Source organism: Burkholderia metallica, from assembly GCF_902832845.1.
Classification (GTDB): domain Bacteria; phylum Pseudomonadota; class Gammaproteobacteria; order Burkholderiales; family Burkholderiaceae; genus Burkholderia; species Burkholderia metallica.
The window spans coordinates 752,177-770,551 of the sequence record NZ_CADFDB010000001.1; the positions used below are offsets into that span (position 1 = coordinate 752,177).

General features: G+C 68.2%; 15 protein-coding genes. 7 read left to right on the forward strand and 8 right to left on the reverse strand.

Annotated features, from left to right (window positions below; all coding sequences use genetic code 11):
• The first annotated feature begins 204 nt into the window (after positions 1 to 204).
• Together mprF and HWX08_RS03260 are read left to right on the forward strand one after the other, a co-directional pair.
• Positions 205 to 2,799: a bifunctional lysylphosphatidylglycerol flippase/synthetase MprF gene (gene mprF, locus HWX08_RS03255; protein WP_174919313.1), complete on the forward strand. Its 2,595-nt coding sequence runs from the start codon at positions 205 to 207 to the stop codon at positions 2,797 to 2,799.
• Positions 2,796 to 4,076, forward strand: a complete 1,281-nt coding sequence (locus HWX08_RS03260; RefSeq protein WP_174919314.1) for a virulence factor family protein — start codon at positions 2,796 to 2,798, stop codon at positions 4,074 to 4,076. The genes mprF and HWX08_RS03260 overlap by 4 nt, the downstream gene beginning before the upstream one ends.
• An 85-nt stretch (positions 4,077 to 4,161) precedes the next feature.
• Here the strand turns inward: HWX08_RS03260 and HWX08_RS03265 are convergent, their stop codons facing one another.
• From HWX08_RS03265 to uxuA, 4 genes are all read right to left on the reverse strand, one after another.
• On the reverse strand, positions 4,162 to 4,560 hold the full coding sequence (locus tag HWX08_RS03265) for a hypothetical protein (protein ID WP_174919315.1): 399 nt from the start codon (positions 4,558 to 4,560) through the stop codon (positions 4,162 to 4,164).
• A gap of 97 nt (positions 4,561 to 4,657) precedes the next feature.
• Positions 4,658 to 6,091 carry an aminotransferase-like domain-containing protein gene (locus HWX08_RS03270; RefSeq protein ID WP_174919316.1) on the reverse strand — a complete coding sequence of 478 codons (1,434 nt, stop codon included), beginning with the start codon at positions 6,089 to 6,091 and terminating at the stop codon, positions 4,658 to 4,660.
• Positions 6,092 to 6,221: 130 nt separating this feature from the next.
• Positions 6,222 to 7,532, reverse strand: a complete 1,311-nt coding sequence (locus tag HWX08_RS03275; protein ID WP_174919317.1) for an MFS transporter — start codon at positions 7,530 to 7,532, stop codon at positions 6,222 to 6,224.
• Between the two features lie 71 nt (positions 7,533 to 7,603).
• Positions 7,604 to 8,668 carry a mannonate dehydratase gene (uxuA, locus tag HWX08_RS03280; protein ID WP_174919318.1) on the reverse strand — a complete coding sequence of 355 codons (1,065 nt, stop codon included), beginning with the start codon at positions 8,666 to 8,668 and terminating at the stop codon, positions 7,604 to 7,606.
• Positions 8,669 to 8,934: 266 nt separating this feature from the next.
• On the opposite strand from uxuA, the gene HWX08_RS03285 reads away from it, so the two are divergent.
• From HWX08_RS03285 to HWX08_RS03295, 3 genes are all read left to right on the forward strand, one after another.
• Positions 8,935 to 9,657, forward strand: a complete 723-nt coding sequence (locus HWX08_RS03285; protein WP_069261159.1) for a FadR/GntR family transcriptional regulator — start codon at positions 8,935 to 8,937, stop codon at positions 9,655 to 9,657.
• A gap of 151 nt (positions 9,658 to 9,808) precedes the next feature.
• Complete coding sequence (locus HWX08_RS03290; protein WP_174919319.1) at positions 9,809 to 10,939, forward strand: ABC transporter substrate-binding protein; 1,131 nt, start codon at positions 9,809 to 9,811, stop codon at positions 10,937 to 10,939.
• The gene (locus HWX08_RS03295; protein WP_174919320.1) at positions 10,936 to 12,738 is read left to right on the forward strand and encodes a GGDEF domain-containing protein; all 1,803 of its coding nucleotides are present in this window, start codon (positions 10,936 to 10,938) and stop codon (positions 12,736 to 12,738) included. The genes HWX08_RS03290 and HWX08_RS03295 overlap by 4 nt, the downstream gene beginning before the upstream one ends.
• Before the next feature lie 95 nt (positions 12,739 to 12,833).
• Here the strand turns inward: HWX08_RS03295 and HWX08_RS03300 are convergent, their stop codons facing one another.
• The 3 genes from HWX08_RS03300 to HWX08_RS03310 all read right to left on the reverse strand — a co-directional run bounded on the left by HWX08_RS03300 (position 12,834) and on the right by HWX08_RS03310 (position 15,090).
• Complete coding sequence (locus HWX08_RS03300) at positions 12,834 to 13,133, reverse strand: DUF4148 domain-containing protein (RefSeq protein ID WP_069260106.1); 300 nt, start codon at positions 13,131 to 13,133, stop codon at positions 12,834 to 12,836.
• A gap of 282 nt (positions 13,134 to 13,415) precedes the next feature.
• Complete coding sequence (locus HWX08_RS03305) at positions 13,416 to 13,670, reverse strand: hypothetical protein (RefSeq protein WP_069260105.1); 255 nt, start codon at positions 13,668 to 13,670, stop codon at positions 13,416 to 13,418.
• 571 nt (positions 13,671 to 14,241) lie between these two features.
• The gene (locus HWX08_RS03310) at positions 14,242 to 15,090 is read right to left on the reverse strand and encodes a sulfite exporter TauE/SafE family protein (RefSeq protein WP_174919321.1); all 849 of its coding nucleotides are present in this window, start codon (positions 15,088 to 15,090) and stop codon (positions 14,242 to 14,244) included.
• A gap of 303 nt (positions 15,091 to 15,393) precedes the next feature.
• Between HWX08_RS03310 and HWX08_RS03315 the strand changes: the two genes are divergently transcribed.
• Both HWX08_RS03315 and HWX08_RS03320 read left to right on the forward strand, forming a co-directional pair.
• Positions 15,394 to 16,290 (forward strand): LysR family transcriptional regulator, encoded by an 897-nt coding sequence (locus HWX08_RS03315; protein ID WP_069260103.1) that lies wholly within the window; start codon positions 15,394 to 15,396, stop codon positions 16,288 to 16,290.
• Between the two features lie 123 nt (positions 16,291 to 16,413).
• On the forward strand, positions 16,414 to 17,043 hold the full coding sequence (locus HWX08_RS03320; protein ID WP_174919322.1) for a LysE family translocator: 630 nt from the start codon (positions 16,414 to 16,416) through the stop codon (positions 17,041 to 17,043).
• Between the two features lie 73 nt (positions 17,044 to 17,116).
• Here HWX08_RS03320 and yddG read toward each other — a convergent pair whose 3' ends face one another.
• Entirely contained in the window at positions 17,117 to 18,061 is a 945-nt protein-coding gene (yddG, locus tag HWX08_RS03325; protein ID WP_174919323.1) for an aromatic amino acid DMT transporter YddG, read from the reverse strand.
• Positions 18,062 to 18,375 lie beyond the last annotated feature (314 nt).

The following is an 18,375-nucleotide window of genomic DNA, read 5'->3' on the forward strand; positions in this document are numbered from 1 at the left end:
TGCGATTTTGATGTGCGAGACACCACAAATCCGCACAAAGCGAACGTGAAAGATTTTGTAATATAAGTTCCGTATACTCGTAAGTTCTGATCCAGGCGTCGCTTGCCCCCGTCCTGGGCCGACCGCCCACGCAGAACAAACCCGATACGTCGCCGCCCGATCACCTCGCGCCGCGACTCGATATGCACCACCACTGAACAACTTATGTCTTCCCGCCACTCTGGTTCGCCCGGCCGTGCCGCGGCGGTGATCGCCCGTGCCCGGGCGCTGATCCGCAACGAGCGCGTGCTGTCGCCGCTGCTCGCGCTCGGCATCGGCCTGCTGCTGATCGTGGTTTTCCAGCATCTGTCGGAATCCGTCGACTACCGGTCGGTGATCCGCCAGCTACGTCACATGTCCGTCGGCGAGTGGGGCGCGTCGCTGGCCGCGACCGCCCTCAGCTATCTCGCACTCGTCGCCCGCGACGCGGTCGGCCTGCGCTACGTCGCCGCGAAGGTGCCGCGCGTCGCATTGTGGATCGGCGCGATCGCCGGGTCCGCGCTCGGTAACGCGACCGGCTTCGGCGCGCTGACGGGCGGCGCGGTGCGCGCACGCGTGTACGGCGTGTCGGGCGTCACGCCCGCGCAGATCGGCCGGATGACGGTGTTTACGAGCGGCACGCTGGCGCTCGCGATGGTGTTGATGACGGCGGTCGGCATGGTCTGCGTGCCGGAGGCGCTCGCCGCGATGCTGCACGTCGCGCCCGGCGTGCTGACGTGGGCCGGCGCGGCGCTGCTCGTGGTGCTGGCCGCGATGGCGGCGATGTGCGGCAACACCGCGCGCCCGGTCGTCACGCGCTTCAAGTGGCTGTCGTTCGACGTGCCGGCGCGGCGCGATCTCGTCGCGCAGGTCGTTTATGCGGTCCTCGACGTCGTTGCCGCGGGCCTGACGCTGTGGGTGCTGCTGCCGGCCGCGCCGGTCGGCTTTCCGACCTTCATCACCGTTTACGCCGCCGCGTTGCTGCTCGGGATGATCGGCCATACGCCGGGCGGGATCGGCGTGTTCGAAGCCGCGATGGTCTTCACGCTCGGTCGCGAAGTGCCGCCGCATGCGATGGTCGCCGCGCTGATCGCGTATCGCGCGATTTATTTCGGCGTGCCGCTCGTACTGTCGGCCGGCCTGCTGGCCGGTTTCGAAGGCCGCGCGCTGCGGCGCCGGCTCGTCACGCGTCAGGCCGTGCGCGTGTCGCAGCTCGCACCGGTGTTCCTGAGCCTCGTAACGTTCGCGGTCGGCGGGATGCTGGTGATCTCGAGCGCGACCCCCGCGTTCTGGCACCGGATCGCGATCCTGCGCCACATCGTGCCGTTGTGGGTGCTCGAAGGCTCGCAGGTGATCGCCAGCGTGCTCGGCGTCGCGCTGCTGTTCGTCGCGCGCGGGCTGCTGCGCCGCCTCGACGGCGCATGGTGGATGACGTTCGCGCTGACGCTCGCGAGCCTCGCGCTGTCGCTGGCGAAGGGCCTCGCGTTCGTCGAGGCCGGCGTGCTCGGCACGCTGCTGGTGCTGCTGCTCGTCAGCCGCCGCCGCTTCAATCGCCACTCGTCGCTGTTCGCCGAGCGCTTCACGGTGAGCTGGTTCGTGTCGGTGGCGATGGTGCTGATGCTGGCCGTGTGGGTGCTGTTCTTCGCGTTCCGCGACGTGCCGTACACGCGCGAGCTGTGGTCGCATTTCTCGTTCGACGCGCGTGCGCCGCGTGCGCTGCGCGCGACGCTCGCCGCCGGCGTGTTCGTCGCGCTGTTCGCGCTGTGGCAACTGCTGCGCCCCGCGCCCGGCCGGTTCGTGAAGCCCGTGCAGCAGGATCTGCTCGACGCCGAGCGGATCATTCGCGCGCAGGAGTGCAGCGACGCGGGCCTCGCGCTGATGGGCGACAAGTCGTTTCTTTTCTCGGAGTCCCGCCGGGCGTTCCTGATGTATGCGAAGAACGGCCGCACCTGGGCCGCGCTGCACGACCCGGTCGGGCCGCGGGAAGAATGGCCGGCGCTGATCAGCAAGTTCATCGCGCTCGCGCACGCGCACAGCGGCCGCGCGGCGTTCTATCAGGTGCGTGCGAATGCGCTGCCGCTGTATCTCGACGCGGGGCTCACGCTGATGAAGCTCGGCGAGGAAGCGCATATCGCGCTCGACGAGTTCGACCTGAAGGGCTCGAACCGCTCGCACCTGCGCTATGCGCTGCGCCGCGGCGACAAGGACGCGCTGACGGTCGAGGTGATCGCGCCGAGCGACGTGCCGGCCGCGCTGCCGTCGCTGCGCGACATCTCCGACGGCTGGCTCGACAGCCGCGACGCGCGCGAGAAGAGTTTCTCGGTGGCCGCGTTCCACGACGGCTATCTCGCGACGCAGTCGGTGATGCTCGTGCGGCAGGCCGACAAGCCGATCGCATTCGTCACGTTCATGACGACCGACCTGAACACCGAGGCGACGGTCGGCGTGATGCGCCATCTGCCGGAAGCGTCGCCGTACGCGATGGAATATCTGTTTACGCAGCTCGCGCTGCATCTGAAGGAGGCGGGCTTCCGCAAGCTGAGCCTGGGCATCGCGCCGTTCTCGGGGATGGGGGCGGCGAAGATGCCGTCGCCGTTGCACCGGATCGGCCTGATGGTCTGGCGCTTCGGCGGCCGCTTCTACAACTTCCGCGGCTTGCGCGCTTTCAAGAGCAAGTTCGAACCGCACTGGGAGCCGCGTTATCTCGCGGCCTCGGGCACGGTCGGCGTGTTCGTCACGCTTGCGGATCTGTCATTGCTGGCGGGAGGTCGGCGTTCATGATGTTGAAGAAGGGAATCGCGCGGGCGGCAGCCGCCTGCGCGGGAATGATGCTGGCCGGCGCCGCGTGCGCCGCGCAACCGGCCGCCGTGAAGGCCGAAACCGTGTCGGGCGGCCGTTACGGGCCCGTGACCGTGACCAAACCTGCCGGGCCGCTGCGCGGCTTCGTCGTGCTGTTCTCGCGCGAGGCCGGCTGGAATGCGGCCGACCAGCAGGCCGCCGATGCGCTCGCGAAGGCCGGTGCGATGACGGTCGGCGTCGATTCGGAGCGCTATGCGGCGAATCTTGCCGCGAAGCAGGAGACCTGCCACCACCTCGACGGCGACGCCGAGGCGGTCAGCCACCAGCTCGAACGCCTCGCGCAATCGTCGCGGTATTTCACGCCGATCGTCGCGGGCGTGGGCCAGGGCGGCGCGATCGCGAAGCAGATTCTGGCGATGGCGCCGGAGAACACGATCGCCGGCGTCGTATCGGTCGATCCGGCCGCCAAACTCGATCCGCGCTTCAAGCCGTGCCCGCCCGATCCGACGATCGTGCGCCGCGCGATGCCGGGATTCGTCGAAACGGCCGCGACGGGCGATTCCGCGAAGCTCGTGTCGCTCGTCTCGTCCCATCTGCGGGACACCAGCGGCGGCGACGAGCTCGACGTGTCGGACTTGCCGCTCGTCGAACTGCCGGCCAAGGGCGGCAGCGACCGGCTCGCGATCGTGATCTCGGGTGACGGCGGCTGGCGCGATCTCGACAAGACGATCGCCGAGGCGCTGCAACGCGACGGCGTGTCGGTGGTCGGCATCGACAGCCTGCGCTACTTCTGGAGCGAGAAGCCGCCGGCGCAGGTGAGCCGCGATCTCGCGCGCGTGATGCGGACCTACACGGCGCGCTGGCACGCGAACCGCGTGGCGCTGGTCGGCTACTCGTTCGGCGCGGACGTGATGCCGTTCGCGTACAACCGGCTGCCGGCCGACCTGCGCGACAAGGTCGCCGTGATGTCGCTGCTCGGCTTCGCACCGTCGGCCGATTTCCAGATCCGCGTGACGGGCTGGCTCGGCATGCCCGCGAGCGACAAGGCGCTGAAGGTCGCGCCGGAAATCGCGAAGGTGCCGCCGCAGCTCGTGCAGTGTTTCTACGGCGCGGAAGAGAAGGACACGATGTGTCCGGCACTCGCGAACACGGGCGCCGACGTGATCAAGACGCAGGGCGATCACCACTTCGGCCGCGACTACATCGCGCTCGAGAAGAAGATTCTCGGCGCGTTCGGCAAGCCGGTGGCGGCGCGCTGAACGCAGGCGCGCGCTTCGCGGCGCGCGCGGCCGGTTGCGGTTTATCGTTCGGGCGGCCTGCGGGCCGCCCGTTTCGTTTACCGGCTTATGCGCCGTCGGCGTCGACGACGAGCGCCGGATCGAGCGCGCGGATGCGCTGGTCGACGAAGTAGCCGCCGGCTTCCTGATAGCGCAGGAACAGGCGGCCGCACGCGCGGCAGCGGTTGACGGTGCAGCGGTTGTACGGGAAATGGCGCAGCGCGATCGGCGCATCGTCCGATGCGTAGTGCGTGCCGGCCGGATGATGTTCGGCGTAGGTCGGCTCCGCATCGTCGGGCGGCGCGAGCGTGGCGACTTCGATCAGTTGTGCGTCCTGCAGCGACAGCGGCAGCGTCGTCCAGCCGGCGAGCGGCGTTTTCGTGCAGGTGCACGGCTGCGTGATGTGCGCGGCTTCAGCCGCCAGTTTCAACAGCGCGTCGTGATCGAGGTAGGGCAGTCGACTCATCGGAAATCGTGCAAGGCGGCGGGATCAGCACTGTAACCCGCGTGCGGATTGCATGCATGGCCGTGCCGCGGGCGGTGCACCGTGGGTACCGCGCGATTCAACCGCCCTTGCGGACCGAAGGCTGCGCGACGAGCTCGCCGAGCACGCGGATCGCACGCTCGATGTCGCGGCTCCACGGATGGCCGAAGTTCACGCGCACGCAGCGCTCGAAGCTGTGCGCAGCCGAAAACAGCGGCCCCGGCGCGAAGCTGATGCCGCGCGCGATCGCCTGGCGATGCAGCTCCATCGCGTCGATCGCGTCGGGAAACGCGAGCCACAGAAAGTAGCCGCCCTCGGGCCGCACCCATTCGACGCCGGCCGGCAGCCAGCGCCGAAGTGCGTCGTCCATCCGGTCGAGCTGCGCGTGCAGTGCGCCGCGCAGCTTGCGCAAGTGCCGGTCGTAGCCGCCGTGCTCGAGATAGTTCGCGATCCCGGCCTGCGCGGGAATGCTGGCAGACAGCGTCGTCATCAGCTTGAGCCGCTGCACTTTTTCCGCGAAGCGACCGGCGGCGGTCCAGCCGATCCGGTAGCCGGGCGCGAGCGTCTTCGAGAACGAACTGCAGTGCATCACGAGGCCCTGGCGATCGAATGCGCGCGCGGGCAGCGGATAGTCGGGGCCGAAATGCAGCTCGCCGTACACGTCGTCCTCGATCAGCGGCACGTCGTGCGCGGCGAGCAGTTCGACGAGCCTGCGCTTCTTGTCGGCGGTCAGCGTGACGCCGGTCGGGTTCTGGAAGTTGGTCATGAACCAGCACGCGCGGATCTTGTGCCGGTCGAGCGCGTTCGCGAGTGCGTCGAGATCGAGGCCCGTGCGCGGATCGACGGGAATCTCGACCGCGCGCAGGTCGAGCCGTTCGATCGCCTGGAGCGCCGCATAGAAGCCGGGCGCCTCGACGGCCACGACGTCGCCGGGGCGCGTGACGGCCATCAGGCACAGGTTCAGCGCTTCGAGCGCGCCGTTCGTGACGACGATCTCGTCGATCGACTGCGCGATGCCGGTGGCGAGGTAGCGCCGCGCGATCTGCTGGCGCAGCGCCTCGTTGCCGGGCGGCAGGTCGACGACCGTGCTCCACGGGCTCACGAGCCGCGTGGCCTGCGCGAGCGATTTCGCGAGACGCGGCAGCGGAAACAGTTGCGGCGCCGGGAAGGCGGAGCCGAGCGGCACGATGCCGGGTTGCGTCGCCGCATCGAGGACGGAGAACACGAGGTTGCTGATGTCGACCTTGCGCGTGGCGCCGGCGCGGCTGGCACGGCGTTGGGCCGCCGGGGCCGCTTGCGGCGTCGCACCCGGCGCGACGTAGTAGCCCGAGCGCTCGCGTGCGCGGATCAGCCCCCACTGTTCGAGCAGGTAATACGCGCGAAACACCGTCGACTGACTCACGCCGTGCTGCGCGATGATCTGCCGCAGCGACGGCAGACGCGTGCCGACGGCGAGGTTGCCGTTGCGGATGTCGTCGGCGATCGTGTGGGCGAGGGTTTCGTAGCGTTTCATCGGCGAGTGGGGCGCGCGCCGTCGCCGCGCGCGGGCCGGAGCGGCCGCCGCGCCGGCGGGCGCGGCTCATTGTCCGATGCGCGGCCCGAAAAGGAAAGCGCAGGCGGGGCGGCCGCGCTTTACGGCTTCGTCAGGCCGCGCTCGGCTCGACGTTCTGCCGGTTCGCACGGCCCCGCAGCGGCGGCAACGGCTCGACCTTGCCGACGACGAACAGGTACGACAGCGCGCCGACCACGCACAGCGCGCCGGCCACCGCGAGCGGCACGACGAACGAGCCCTTCGTGATCGACAGCATCGCGCCCGTGAACGTCGTGATGAAGATGCCCGCGAGATTGCCCGCGAAGTTCTGGATGCCGCCGAGCGACGCGACGTGCGCGGGAGTCGGTGCGACTTCGCCGACGAGCGTCCACACGTTGGCGCCCGCGAACGACAGGCTTGCATAGGCGAGCGCGAACAGGCCGAGGCATGCCCACACGTTTTCGACGAAGGCCGACAGCGCGATCGACGACGACAGCAGCATCCCGAGCACGAGGCAGGTCTTGCGCGCGGCGGTCGCGCTCCAGCCGCGCCGGAACAGGCTGTCCGACACGTAGCCGCCGAGCCAGCCGCCCGGAATCGCGAGCAGGGCGGGCAGCATGCCCCACGTGCCGAGCGACGCGAGCGAGAAGCCGCGCGACTGCAGCAGGTAGCTCGGGAACCACGTGATGAAGAAGTAGATCGCGAAGTTCAGGCAGAACAGGCCGATCATCATGCCCCACACGGTGCGATAGCGGAACAGGTCGAGCCACGACACCTTCGGGCCGTCGGTTGCGGCCGCAACGATCGGTGCGCCGCGCTGAGCGAGCAACGCGTCGACGGCATCGGGCGCGATCGCGCGATAGCGTTCCGGGTCGCGGTAGACGAACCACCACGCCAGTGCCCACACGATGCCGATGCCGCCCGTGATCGCGAACGACCCGCGCCAGCCGACGATCGAGATCAGCCACGCGACGAGCGGCAGCGACAGCGCGGAGCCGACGCGCGAGCCGCTGTCGAAGATGCTGCTCGCGAGCCCCCGTTCGCTGCGCGGGAACCAGTTGAACGCGACCTTCGCGAACGACGGGATCGCGGCCGCTTCGCCGACGCCGAGCATCAGCCGCACGCCGACGAGCTGCGCGAGGCCGCGCGCGGCGCCCGTCGCGACGGTGAACACCGACCACCAGCCGACCGCGAGCGCGAGGCTCACGCGCACGCCGACCTTGTCGATGAACCAGCCGGCCGGCAGTTGCAGGAACGCGTAGGTCCAGAAGAACGCGCTCAGCACGAGCCCCATGCCGACCGCATCGAGGCCGAGGTCGGCGCGGATGCTGGGCGCGGCGATCGCGAGATTCGCGCGGTCGATGAAGTTGATGACGTTGGCCAGGAAGCACATCAGGATCATGGCCCATCGGATGCGTGGCATAGAGTGTCTCCGCGCGGAATGTCGTGACGGGCGGCCGGCGATCCGCTGCGCCGGCCGCCTCGATGGGCGGGTTATCGTGCGGCGTGCGACGGCGTGCGGTCGAATTTCGCGAGTGCTTCCCACAGCCCGTTCAGGTAGACCGCGCCGAGCGCGCGGTCGTAGAGGCCGTAGCCGGGCTTGCCCGTCTCGCCCCAGATCATGCGGCCGTGGTCGGGGCGCACGTAGCCGGTGAAGCCGGTGTCGTGGTACGCCTTGACGATCGCGGCGATGTCGAGCGAGCCGCAGCTCGACAGGTGCGCGGTTTCCTCGAAGTCGCCGTTCGCGTCGACCTTCACGTTGCGGATGTGCGCGAAGTGGATGCGGCCCATCGCGCCGAATTCGCGCACGAGCGCCTCGACGTCGTTCTGCGGGCCCGCGCCGAGCGAGCCCGAGCACAGCGTCAGCCCGTTCGCGGGCGAGTCGACGATGCGCACGATCCGCGCGAGATCGTCGCGGTCCTTCACGATGCGCGGCAGTCCGAAGATCGGGCGCGGCGGATCGTCGGGGTGGATCGCCATCTTCACGCCGGCTTCCTCGGCGACGGGGACGATCGCCTTCAGGAAGTATTCGAGGTTCGCCCACAGCGCCGCTTCGTCGACGTCGCGATACTCGGCGAGCAGCGCCTTCAACTGTTCGGGCCGGTAGCTCGAATCCCAGCCCGGCAGCGCGATCCCGTCGTCCGGATCGATCCGGTCGACCGCGTCGGTGCTGAACGCGAGGCAGGTCGAACCGTCGTCGAGCGTCTTCGACAGATCGGTGCGCGTCCAGTCGAACACGGGCATGAAGTTGTAGCAGACGACACGCACGCCGGCCGCGCCGAGATGGCGAATCGTCTGACGGTAGTGGTCGATCAGGCGGTCGCGGCCCGGCTTGCCGAGCTTGATGTCCTCGTGGACGGGCACCGATTCGACGACTTCGAACCGCAGGCCGGCGCGCTCGATCGTCGCCTTCAGCGCGTCGATCTTGTGCGCGGGCCAGACTTCGCCCACCGGTTCGTCGTAGATCGCGGACACGATATGCGTGACGCCCGGGATCTGGCGGATGTATTGCAGCGAGACCGGATCGGACTCGCCGTACCAACGGAAAGACATCTTCACTGGAGCGGCTCCTGACTGGCGGTTGTGGCATCGGGCTGACGGGCGGCTGCATGCCGGCCGTCTCCGTTGACGGGATTATGATTGGTATGCCAGTTGTGCGGGATAGTGGTTTACCAGTTGACCGGGCGGCGATGACCGGTGCGGCGCCTCCGGCGGCGATCCGTGTCGCCGGCCGCGAGGGCATTCCGAAGGCGAGTTAGAATTGGTGTACCATTTTGGCGATCCGGTGCCGCGACGGCGCCGGCCCGCCCGTTGCGAGCCTTTCGATGACCGATCTTTCCAGCCTGCCTGCCAGCCGCGATACCGATGCCGCGGACCGCTCCTATATCGGCCTTGCGCGGCAGATTCACGCGATGGTGGCCACCGGCGCGTTCGAGGCCGGCGCACGGCTGCCGTCGGAGCGCAGCCTGGCCGACCAGTTCGGCGTGAGCCGCACGCAGGTGCGCGAGGCGATCATCGCGCTCGAGGTGCAGGGGATCGTCGAGGTGCGGATCGGCTCGGGCATCTATGTATCGGCGGTCGATGCCGCGCGGCCGGTGACGTTCGAGGTGCCGCGCGGCCCGGGGCCGATCGAGACGCTGCGCGCACGCGGGCTGATCGAAGCGGAAGTCGCAGCGCTCGCGGCGACCGAGCGCAAGGATGCGGATCTCGACCGGCTGTTCTTCTCGCTGACGACGATGCGCGAGCAGATGCACGACAAGGCCGCGTACGACGCGGCCGATCGCCAGTTCCATCTGCGCATCGCGGAATCGACCGGCAACACGGTGCTGCTGCACATGGTCACCGCGATGTGGGACTGCGCGCGCAGCGATCCGGTGTGGGACAAGATCGAGGAGCATTTTCACTCGACCGCGCTGCGCGAGGCGTCGCAGGACGATCATCAGCGGATCTTCGCGGCGATCATGGCGGCCGATGCAGGCGCGGCACGCGATGCGATGCGCGCGCACCTGTCGCGCGTGATCGCGGAATTCACGCAGGCGTGGCGCTGACGTTCGTTCCTTCGCACGGCGGCGGGCCGGCGTAGCGACGTTACGACGTCCGCCCGCACGAGCCGCCGTATACGGCTTCTTCCGATTGCGCGGCCGCAGGTTTTATGGTCTCGTTGCGGGATATCGCATCGACTCGAAAAAGGACAGTCGAATGCAGCCGGGCGATTTACGCAAAGTCCGATTGATCAGGGGAATCGGCGCACGTATGCGCGTACGGAACGCCGTGCGTGGGCTGCTTATCATTCTGACGGCGAGCTTACTCGCCCCTGCGTTCGCGGTATTCGCCGCCTCTCCCGAAGCCGTCAATGACAACGTGCTGCGCGTGCTTGCATGGCCCGGCTATGCGGACAGCGATGTCGTCAGCGCGTTCGAGGCGCAATTTCATGTCCGGGTCGAAGTGACGTTCGTCGATTCCGACGAAGCGCTGTGGACGCGCATGCACAGCGCGGCGCCGCCGCCATTCGACGTGCTGGCCGCGAACACGGCCGAGATCCAGCGCTATGCGCACGATCGTCTGCTCACGCCGATCGACCTGTCGCGCATCCCGAACCGGCGTCGGCAGTTGCCGAATTTCCAGCAGCTCGCGACGATCGACGGGCTCGTGGAACAGGGCGCCGTGTATGCGATTCCGTTCACGTATTCGTCGATGGGGCTGATCTACGATCGCAAGCAGGTTCCGGCCGCGCCGCGCTCGATGCGGGAGCTGTGGAATCCGCGCTACCGCGGCAAGGTGCTCGACTTCAACAGCGCGCAGCACAATTTTTCGTTCACGGCGCTGGCGCTCGGCTACCCCGATCCGTTTCGCCTGTCGCCCGCGCAGACGGTCGCCGTCGCGCACAAGCTGATCGACCTGCGCCGCAACCTGCTCACGTATTACACGCTTCCTGAAGAAGCCACCGCGCTGTTCGTCCAGCATCGCGCGGCGCTGATGTTCGGCAACTACGGCACGCAGCAGGTCGAACTGCTGCGGCGTGCCGGCGCGGACGTCGGCTACGTGATCCCGGACGAAGGCGCGCTCGCGTGGCTCGACTGCTGGGCCGTCACGCGCGGCGCGCCGCATCCGGAGCTTGCGCTGGCATGGATCAACTACATGCTCGAACCGGAGATCGGCGCGCTGCTGACCGAGCGCCAGGGCCTCGCGAACACGCTTGCACCACCGCCGGGCCTCGATGCCGGGCACCGGCGTCTCGTCTGGCTTCAGCCCGTCGAGGACATCGAGCGGCGCGAAGCGCTGTGGAGCCGCATCGTGTCGGGCGACCGTCCGGAGCGGTTCGGAAAATGATCCGCCTCGGGCTCACGTCGAAACTGTCGGTGCTGTTCGCCTGCGTCGGCGTGATCGCGTCCGGTACGACCGGCTATTACGCGTATCGTGCGAACCGCACGATGCTGGTGCAGGAAGCGCAGCACAGCCTGCTGATGTCGACGCAACTGCTCGGGCAGCGCTTCACCACGGCGCTGTCCGACGTCGCGGACGATGCGCTCGTGCTCGCGCAGTTGCCGTCGTGCGCGTCGGTCGCGCGCGGCGACAACCGGGACACCGCGCCGCGCGCGCGGCTCGAGCAGGTGTTCTACAGCTTCATGAGAAACCACCCGGAGTACCTGCAGGTTCGCCTGATCGCGCGCGCGGAGTTCGGGATCGAGCGCATTCGCGTCGATCGCGATGCGCACGGCATCGTCGTGCTGCCGGACAGCGCGTTTCAGGAAAAAGGACAGTTCTCCTACGTATTCGACACGCTCGCGACGGCGCCCGGGCATATCTACCTGTCGCCGATCGTGATCAACCACGAGACGGGATCGCACGCGGCCGAAGGGCTGCCGATCCTGCGCGTGGGCACGCCGGTCGTCGACGCCACCGGCCAGACCGTGGGCGCGCTCGTCGTCGACGTCGAGCTGTCGCGCGTGTTCGACCGGCTCGAACGCGATCTGCCGGACGACTATGCGGTGTATCTCGCGAACGAGTGGGGCGATTTCCTCGTGCACCCCGATCCGTCCCAGACGTTCGGTTTCGATCGCGGCCGGCGCGTGCTGATGCAGGACCGCTTTGCCGTCACGCGCGCGCTGTTCGACGGCGCGCGCACGAACGTGACCCTCAATGGCCTTGCCGATCCCGCCGCGGCGCCGGGCCAGATGTTCGCGTTCGTGCGCACGCCGTTCGGACACGACGAAGGCAACCGCGTCGTCGTGCTCGGGATGGGGCGCCCGCTCGCGGACGTGCTGGCGCCGGCCGGCATGCTCGGCGAACGGATCGTGCGGATGGTATTCGTGTCGAGTGTGCTGGCGGTGATCCTCGCGATCCTGTTCGCGCGTGCGATCACGCGGCCGCTGCAGACGCTCGCGCGCGCCGCGACGCACGTGTTCGACGATCCGGCCGCCGAGCGGTTGCCGGTCGGGCGCGCCGACGAGATTGGCGTGCTCGCGCGCTGTTTCGACAGCATGCGCGTCGAGATCCGCACGCAGGTCGCGATGCTGCATGCGAAGCAGCTGGAGCTCGCGCACCTCGCCGGCCACGATGCGCTGACGGCGCTGCCGAATCGCCTGCTGTTCATGGAGCATCTCGATACGGCGATCCGCCGCGCGGCCGCGCTGCAGGAAGGGCTCGCGGTGATGTTCGTCGATCTCGACCGCTTCAAGCAGATCAACGACCAGCACGGGCATTCGGCCGGCGACCGCGCGCTCGTCGCGGTCGCGAAGCGGCTGAGCCTCGTGCTGCGCGCCGGCGACATGGTCGCGCGGCTCGGCGGCGACGAATTCATCGTGCTGATCGCGGACGTGCGCTCACCGGCGGTGATCGGCGACGTCGCGTCGCGCATCCAGCTTGTGATGGCCGAGGAACTGGAGTTCGGCGACCGGCGCGTGGCCGTCGGCGCGAGCATCGGCGTCAGCGAGTTTCCGGCCGACGGTGCGTCGGCCGAGGAACTGCTCGTCAAGGCGGATGCGGCGATGTACGCGGCGAAGGCGTCCCCGCAGTGCGCGTACGTGCGCTATCAGGAACTGGTCGGCAGCGGTGTGGGCAGCGGCACGGGTGCCGGCGCCGGGATGGACGAAGCGGCCGGGCGTATCGCGTCGGGCGGCAGCCGCTGACGGCCGCTGATACGCGCGATGCAAGCGCAACGAGCCCGTCGCGGGACGGGCTCGTTGCCGGTGCGGACGGCGCGCGAACGCGCGCCGCCGCGGGCTTAGTGGCCGAAGTAGATCGAGTCGCGCGGGCTCTGCACCTTCGCGGCCGGTGCGCCACCCTCGACGGTCGCGGCCGGCTGTGCGCCGTAGCCGCTGTTGTCGGCAGCGTGCACGCGGGCTTGCGCGGCCTGGATGTCGGCCGGGTAGTACGGGCTCGACTGGCTCGGCTTGTAACCGGCGCTTTCGAGCTGGACCAGTTCGTTGCGCACCTGGGCGCGGGTCACGGTGCTTTGGGCGAACGCGCCGAACGAAGCGGACAGGGCGACAGCGGCGACGACTGCGGAAACGAGCGATTTCATGATGACCTCCGATGTTTTTGGCTTTCCGCGTTCGACACCATGTCGTAAGCGGTTGATTACATCGTAGGCGTCGGTGGACCTAGGGTAAACGTGAGATTTGGCGAAAGATCGTTGCAAACAGGGCAATAATTTCTGGATAAACGCTTTCGTCCCCTATTCGATGTTGCCGGATTCGCAACGGCGGGGCGGTCGCAGGCGCGGTGCACGGAGGGTCTGCACAGTCGGACGCCCGGCGGCGGATGCGCGGGCAGAAGGCGGCGGCCCGGCGGCGACGCAGCCGGGTCAGAGGTCGTCGTCGATTTCCTTGCGCTCCCGGCGCTCCTCGTTGCCGCGGCGCGCGCGCAGGCGCTGGCGCGACAGCACGGCGATCACCTGCTGGGTCGGCGCGCCGGACGGCAGTTCGTTGCGGATGCGATCGGGCACCATCGGCAGGCCGGCGCGCTGCCGGCGCAGCGCCTTGGCGATTGCCCGGCGGCATTCGTCCCCGTGGCAATCCCATTCATCGCGGATTCTCTGGCAATAACGGCATTGTTCCATCGAAACAGTCTAACCCGTCTTCGGGAACGAGGCTGGACGCCGGCCTGGCCGCGGCGAGCGTTCTCGCATGAGTCCGGAAGCAGCGGTGTTCTTTCGGCGACACCGGCGAGCCGCCCGTCGCGGAGGTGACGTGCGTCGACCTGCTGCACGACGCCGCGCCGTGCAGTGACGCACCCAGCGGAAGCCCGCACGGGTAGTGGAGACCGCCGGACGGATGAATCGGAGTGCGAACTGACTGGATGACGAATACGGACGCAAACGACGATTTCCTGTCCGTCTCCCTACGGATTGCTTGCGCGTGGCGCGCGTGGACGGGCCGGCGAGCGTTACTTGAGCTGCCAGATTCCCCAGATCGCGATCAACAGGCCAAGGCCGAATCCGCAGCCGAGCAACACATAGGTTTCCATTTCATGCCTTTGAAAGCGTGCGGTGCCGATGCGCGCATCCGCGCGCGAAGCACAGTCGGTGACGTACCGCCCGCACCGTCGGGCGGGGCGATACGCCGGATCCGCGAATACTACGCCCGGCAGCTTTCAGAACGCATGCGCGCCCGATGGCGGTGTGTCGCCTGCTAGTTGTTGCCCGTGTGCGCGGTGCCCGTCTGGACGGCGTGCGATCCGCCGTGCCGGAACACGCCCGATTTCCAGATCATCTGCGACGCCGCGACGAGCACGAACAGCAGCACGACGATCCGGAAGATCCGCGGCGACATCTTGTCGCGCAGCGGGCGAACGAGCCACATGCCGGCAATGGCGGGCAGGCTGGCCGCCGCCGAGATCGCGAGGTCGGCGCCGCTCGCGTGCGCGGCGCCGCTGAACGTCGTGATCAGCGTGACGATCGACACCACGAGGATGATCGCGATCTGCTTCGTGAACACGCGTCCGGTGGCGCCGGACGAAATCAGGTAGGTGGCGAGCAGCGGGCCCGGAACCGACGCGATGCTCTCCATCAGCGCCGCACCGAAGCCGAGCACGAATCCGACGGGCTGTCGCCATGCGTCCGGCAGGTTGAGCTTCGGCGCGGCGAGCATCAGCGTCGCGGCGACGATCAGCAGCGCGCCGGATGCCGCCTGCGCATGACCGGGATTGAGCGCGAGCAGGATCGCGACGCCGACGATATTGCCGATCACGGTACCCGCGATCGGCGCGGCGATCTTGCGTGCCGTCGCCAGCACCTGGCCGCCTTCCAGCGCCTGCGGAATGTTGCCGAGGATGATCGGCATCGACAGCAGCAGCACCGCATGCCGGATCGGCAGGAACTGGCTGAGGATCGGCATCGCGATCAGCGGGACGCCGATGCCCGTGATCCCTTTGGCCATGCCGCCCAGGAACAGCGCGATGGCGATGCCGGCCAGGTCGAACGCGCCGAGCCCCTGCAGGCTGGAGACCAGCACCCCTTCAGTCGGATTGATAGACATCATCGAATGGCATGTCGCGGCTGGTGCGGCAGCGGGCGCTGCCGACAGCGCCCGCACGCATGTGTTCCGGATTCGCGTGAACCGATAGTCGATCACGTGGCGCCGTCCCGTTGTGCGGCCGGGGCCGCAGGTAATCGCCGCGCGGTTCGAGCGTGCATCTTACCTGAGCGTTGCGCAACGCATTCGGCGCTGGCTGTGACGCGCCATCCGCATCGGCCGCATGGTCATTTCGCCGGTTCAATATAATTCATGACGATGTAATGCTTCATGCATGACTTACATACTCTTCTTGAACAAGGAGGCCGGATGACACTGGCGCAGTTGCAGGCCCTGGCGGCCGTGGTCGAACTCGGCTCGCTCACGGCCGCCGCCGACCGGTTGAGCCGCAGTCAATCGGCGATCAGTCACGCACTGAGCGAGCTGGAAGCTGTCACGGAGGTCAAGCTGCTCTGGCGCGATCGGCAGCCGGTCGTCCTGACCGCGGCGGGCGAGCGCCTGTGGCCGTACGTTCAGAGCGTGGTGCGGGAAGCGCAACTGCTGCGCCAGCAGTTCAGCCTGTCGCGCGGCAAGCTCGAAGGCAAGCTGGTGGTTGCGTCGCTGCCGAGCGTGTCGCTGGCGTTCGTCGTGCCGGCGCTCGAGGCGTTGAAGGAGATGCACCCGGGCGTGTCGGCGGTGCTGCTCGAAGGCACGGACAGCGAAGTCGAGGGGTGGATCGACGACGGTACGGCCGACGTCGGCGTGGTGGCCGGCACGAAGACGTTCGCACACAATCTGCCGCTGCTCGACGAGGATTTCGTGGCGGTCGCGGCGGACGACATGTTCGCGGGCCGCAAGAGCGTGTCGGCGAAGCAGTTGACCGCGGCGCCGTTCATTTTCTCGAAAGCAGGATGCGGGCCGGTGATCGCGGATTACTTCGCGCGCAGCGGCGCGCCGCTGCAGGCCGCGTTCAACGTGGTCGAGATGCGCACCATCCTGTCGATGGCGGAGGCCGGCATGGGCGTGTCGATCGTTCCGCGCATCACGCTCACGTACACGCCGTTCGGCGGCCGCGTGCTGCCGCTGTCGCCGAAGCTGCATCGTTCGGTGCGGCTGTCGTGGAGCGCGTCCGGCAACGCGATCACCGACGCGTTCGTGCGGCTCGTCGACGCGCAACGCGCGAAGGCGGCGAAGGCGATCCACGCGCGCGCGAGAAAGGGCCGGTAGCGAACCGTCGAGGCGATGAACGGCGCTCATGAGCGGCTTGCAGTTTATTCATGCCGATGGCCGCGGGGATGCAATACATTGTGCGGGCCGCCACCCGCGCATTGCATTCACAAGGAGATCACCGTGCCGGCCGTACCCACCTTGCTTGCTTTCGCACTCGTGTCGCTCGGAATGGTGCTGACGCCCGGGCCGAACATGATCTACCTGGTTTCGCGCTCGATCTGCCAGGGCCGCCGGGCCGGGCTGGTATCGCTCGGCGGCGTCGCGCTCGGGTTCGTCGTCTACATGGTGTGCGCGGCGCTGGGCATCACAGCTCTGGTGATGGCCGTGCCGTATGCGTACGACGCGTTGCGCTTGGCCGGTGCGCTCTATCTCGCGTACCTCGCGTGGCAGGCGCTGAAGCCGGGCGGCCGCTCGGCGTTCCAGGTCAGGCAGTTGCCGCACGACAGCCGCGCGAGGCTGTTCACGATGGGCTTCGTCACGAACCTTGCGAATCCGAAGATCGCGGTGATGTATCTGTCGCTGCTGCCGCAATTCATTTCGCCGGGGCACGGCAGCGTGCTCGCGCAATCGCTGGTGCTCGGCTGCGTGCAGATCGCGGTGAGCGTCAGCGTGAATGCGCTGATCGCCTGCATGGCCGGCGCGATCGCGGGTTTTCTGGCGGGGCGGCCGGTCTGGGCGTCGGTTCAGCGCTGGCTGATGGGCACGGTGCTGGCCGGACTGGCCGTGCGTATCGCGCTGGAATCGCGCTAGCGTGAGCGGTTGACGGCTTGCCGGCCCGACGCGAGGCCGTCGAACGACATCGCGGCGAAAGCATCCGGCAGCGTCAGCCCTGGCAATGGCCCGGCGCTTCGTGGCGGGCTCGAACGGGCGCCTTTTTTTCGCGGCGCCGGCCGCGCGTCGCGAGCCAGCACAGGATCGACCCGCCGCACACCATCGATGTGCCTTGCCAGAATTCGATCGACAGCGGCGCATGCAGCAGCGTCGCGGCGAGCAGCGCGGCGAGCACCGGCGTGAAGTACGACGCGCCGACGATGATCGTCACGTTGCCGTGCATGATGCCGGTGTTCCAGGCCGCGTAGCCGAAGCCCAGCGCCGACGCAGCCAGCACGATGTAGATGGCCGCATGCAGGCTGAACGTCATGCCGCCGCCGCCTTCGATCGCGAACTTGATCCAGAGCGCGAGCGCCACCAGCATGAAGAACGGCGTGACGCCGTTCTTGCCGTCGGCGATGCGTGCGGTCACCGTGCAATAGCCGGCCCAGATCAGCGCGCCGACGAACGCGAGGCCGTAGCTCAGCGGATTGTCCGCGACGTTGTGCAGCATGCCGGCCGGGTCGAGCCCCTGGTCGCCGCCGAGCACGCGGCCGATTCCGAGCATCGACAGTACGACGCCGGGCACGACCAGCAGGTTGGCGCGCTGCCGGTTGAACACGATCGCCGCGACCAGCGTGAAGCTCGGCCACAGATAGTTGACCATCGCCACTTCGATCGCCTGCCGGCCGTTGCTTGCATAGCCGATCGACAGCGACAGGCACACCTCGTACGCAACGAACAGCAGCCCGCCCCAGAGCAGATAGTTTTTGGGGAATCTGCTGAGATCGGGGAAGCCGATCGTAAACAGCAGCAGTACGGATGCGACCGTATAGATCATCGCGGCGCCGCCCGTCGCGCCGAGGCTTTCGCTGACTCCGCGAACGAGGGCGACCACGGAGGCCCACAACAACACCGCGCCGAGCCCGGCGAGCGTTGCCTTATTCTTGCGCTTCATGCTTCGTGCCTGTTTCAACATTCAAATTCGATTTCGGGTGAGACGGGGCCGTCGCGCGCGTGCTGACGCCGCAAACGGAAAACCCGGTTGCGGCGCGCTGCGCGAGGCGGCGGCTGCAACCGGCCATGCAAAGCGGCGCATTTACATGGGGGGGCGCCGGGACGTCGATCCAGATGGCCTTGATCTCGGTGTACGGAGCGTGCGCCCGCGCGGACTGGTCGCAGTCGCCGGATTCTTGCGGCGGCACTCTAGCACGATGCGCTTCAGACTGGATTCCGCCGCGTACGTGAGGCGCTTCCGCCCGGTATCAGCCC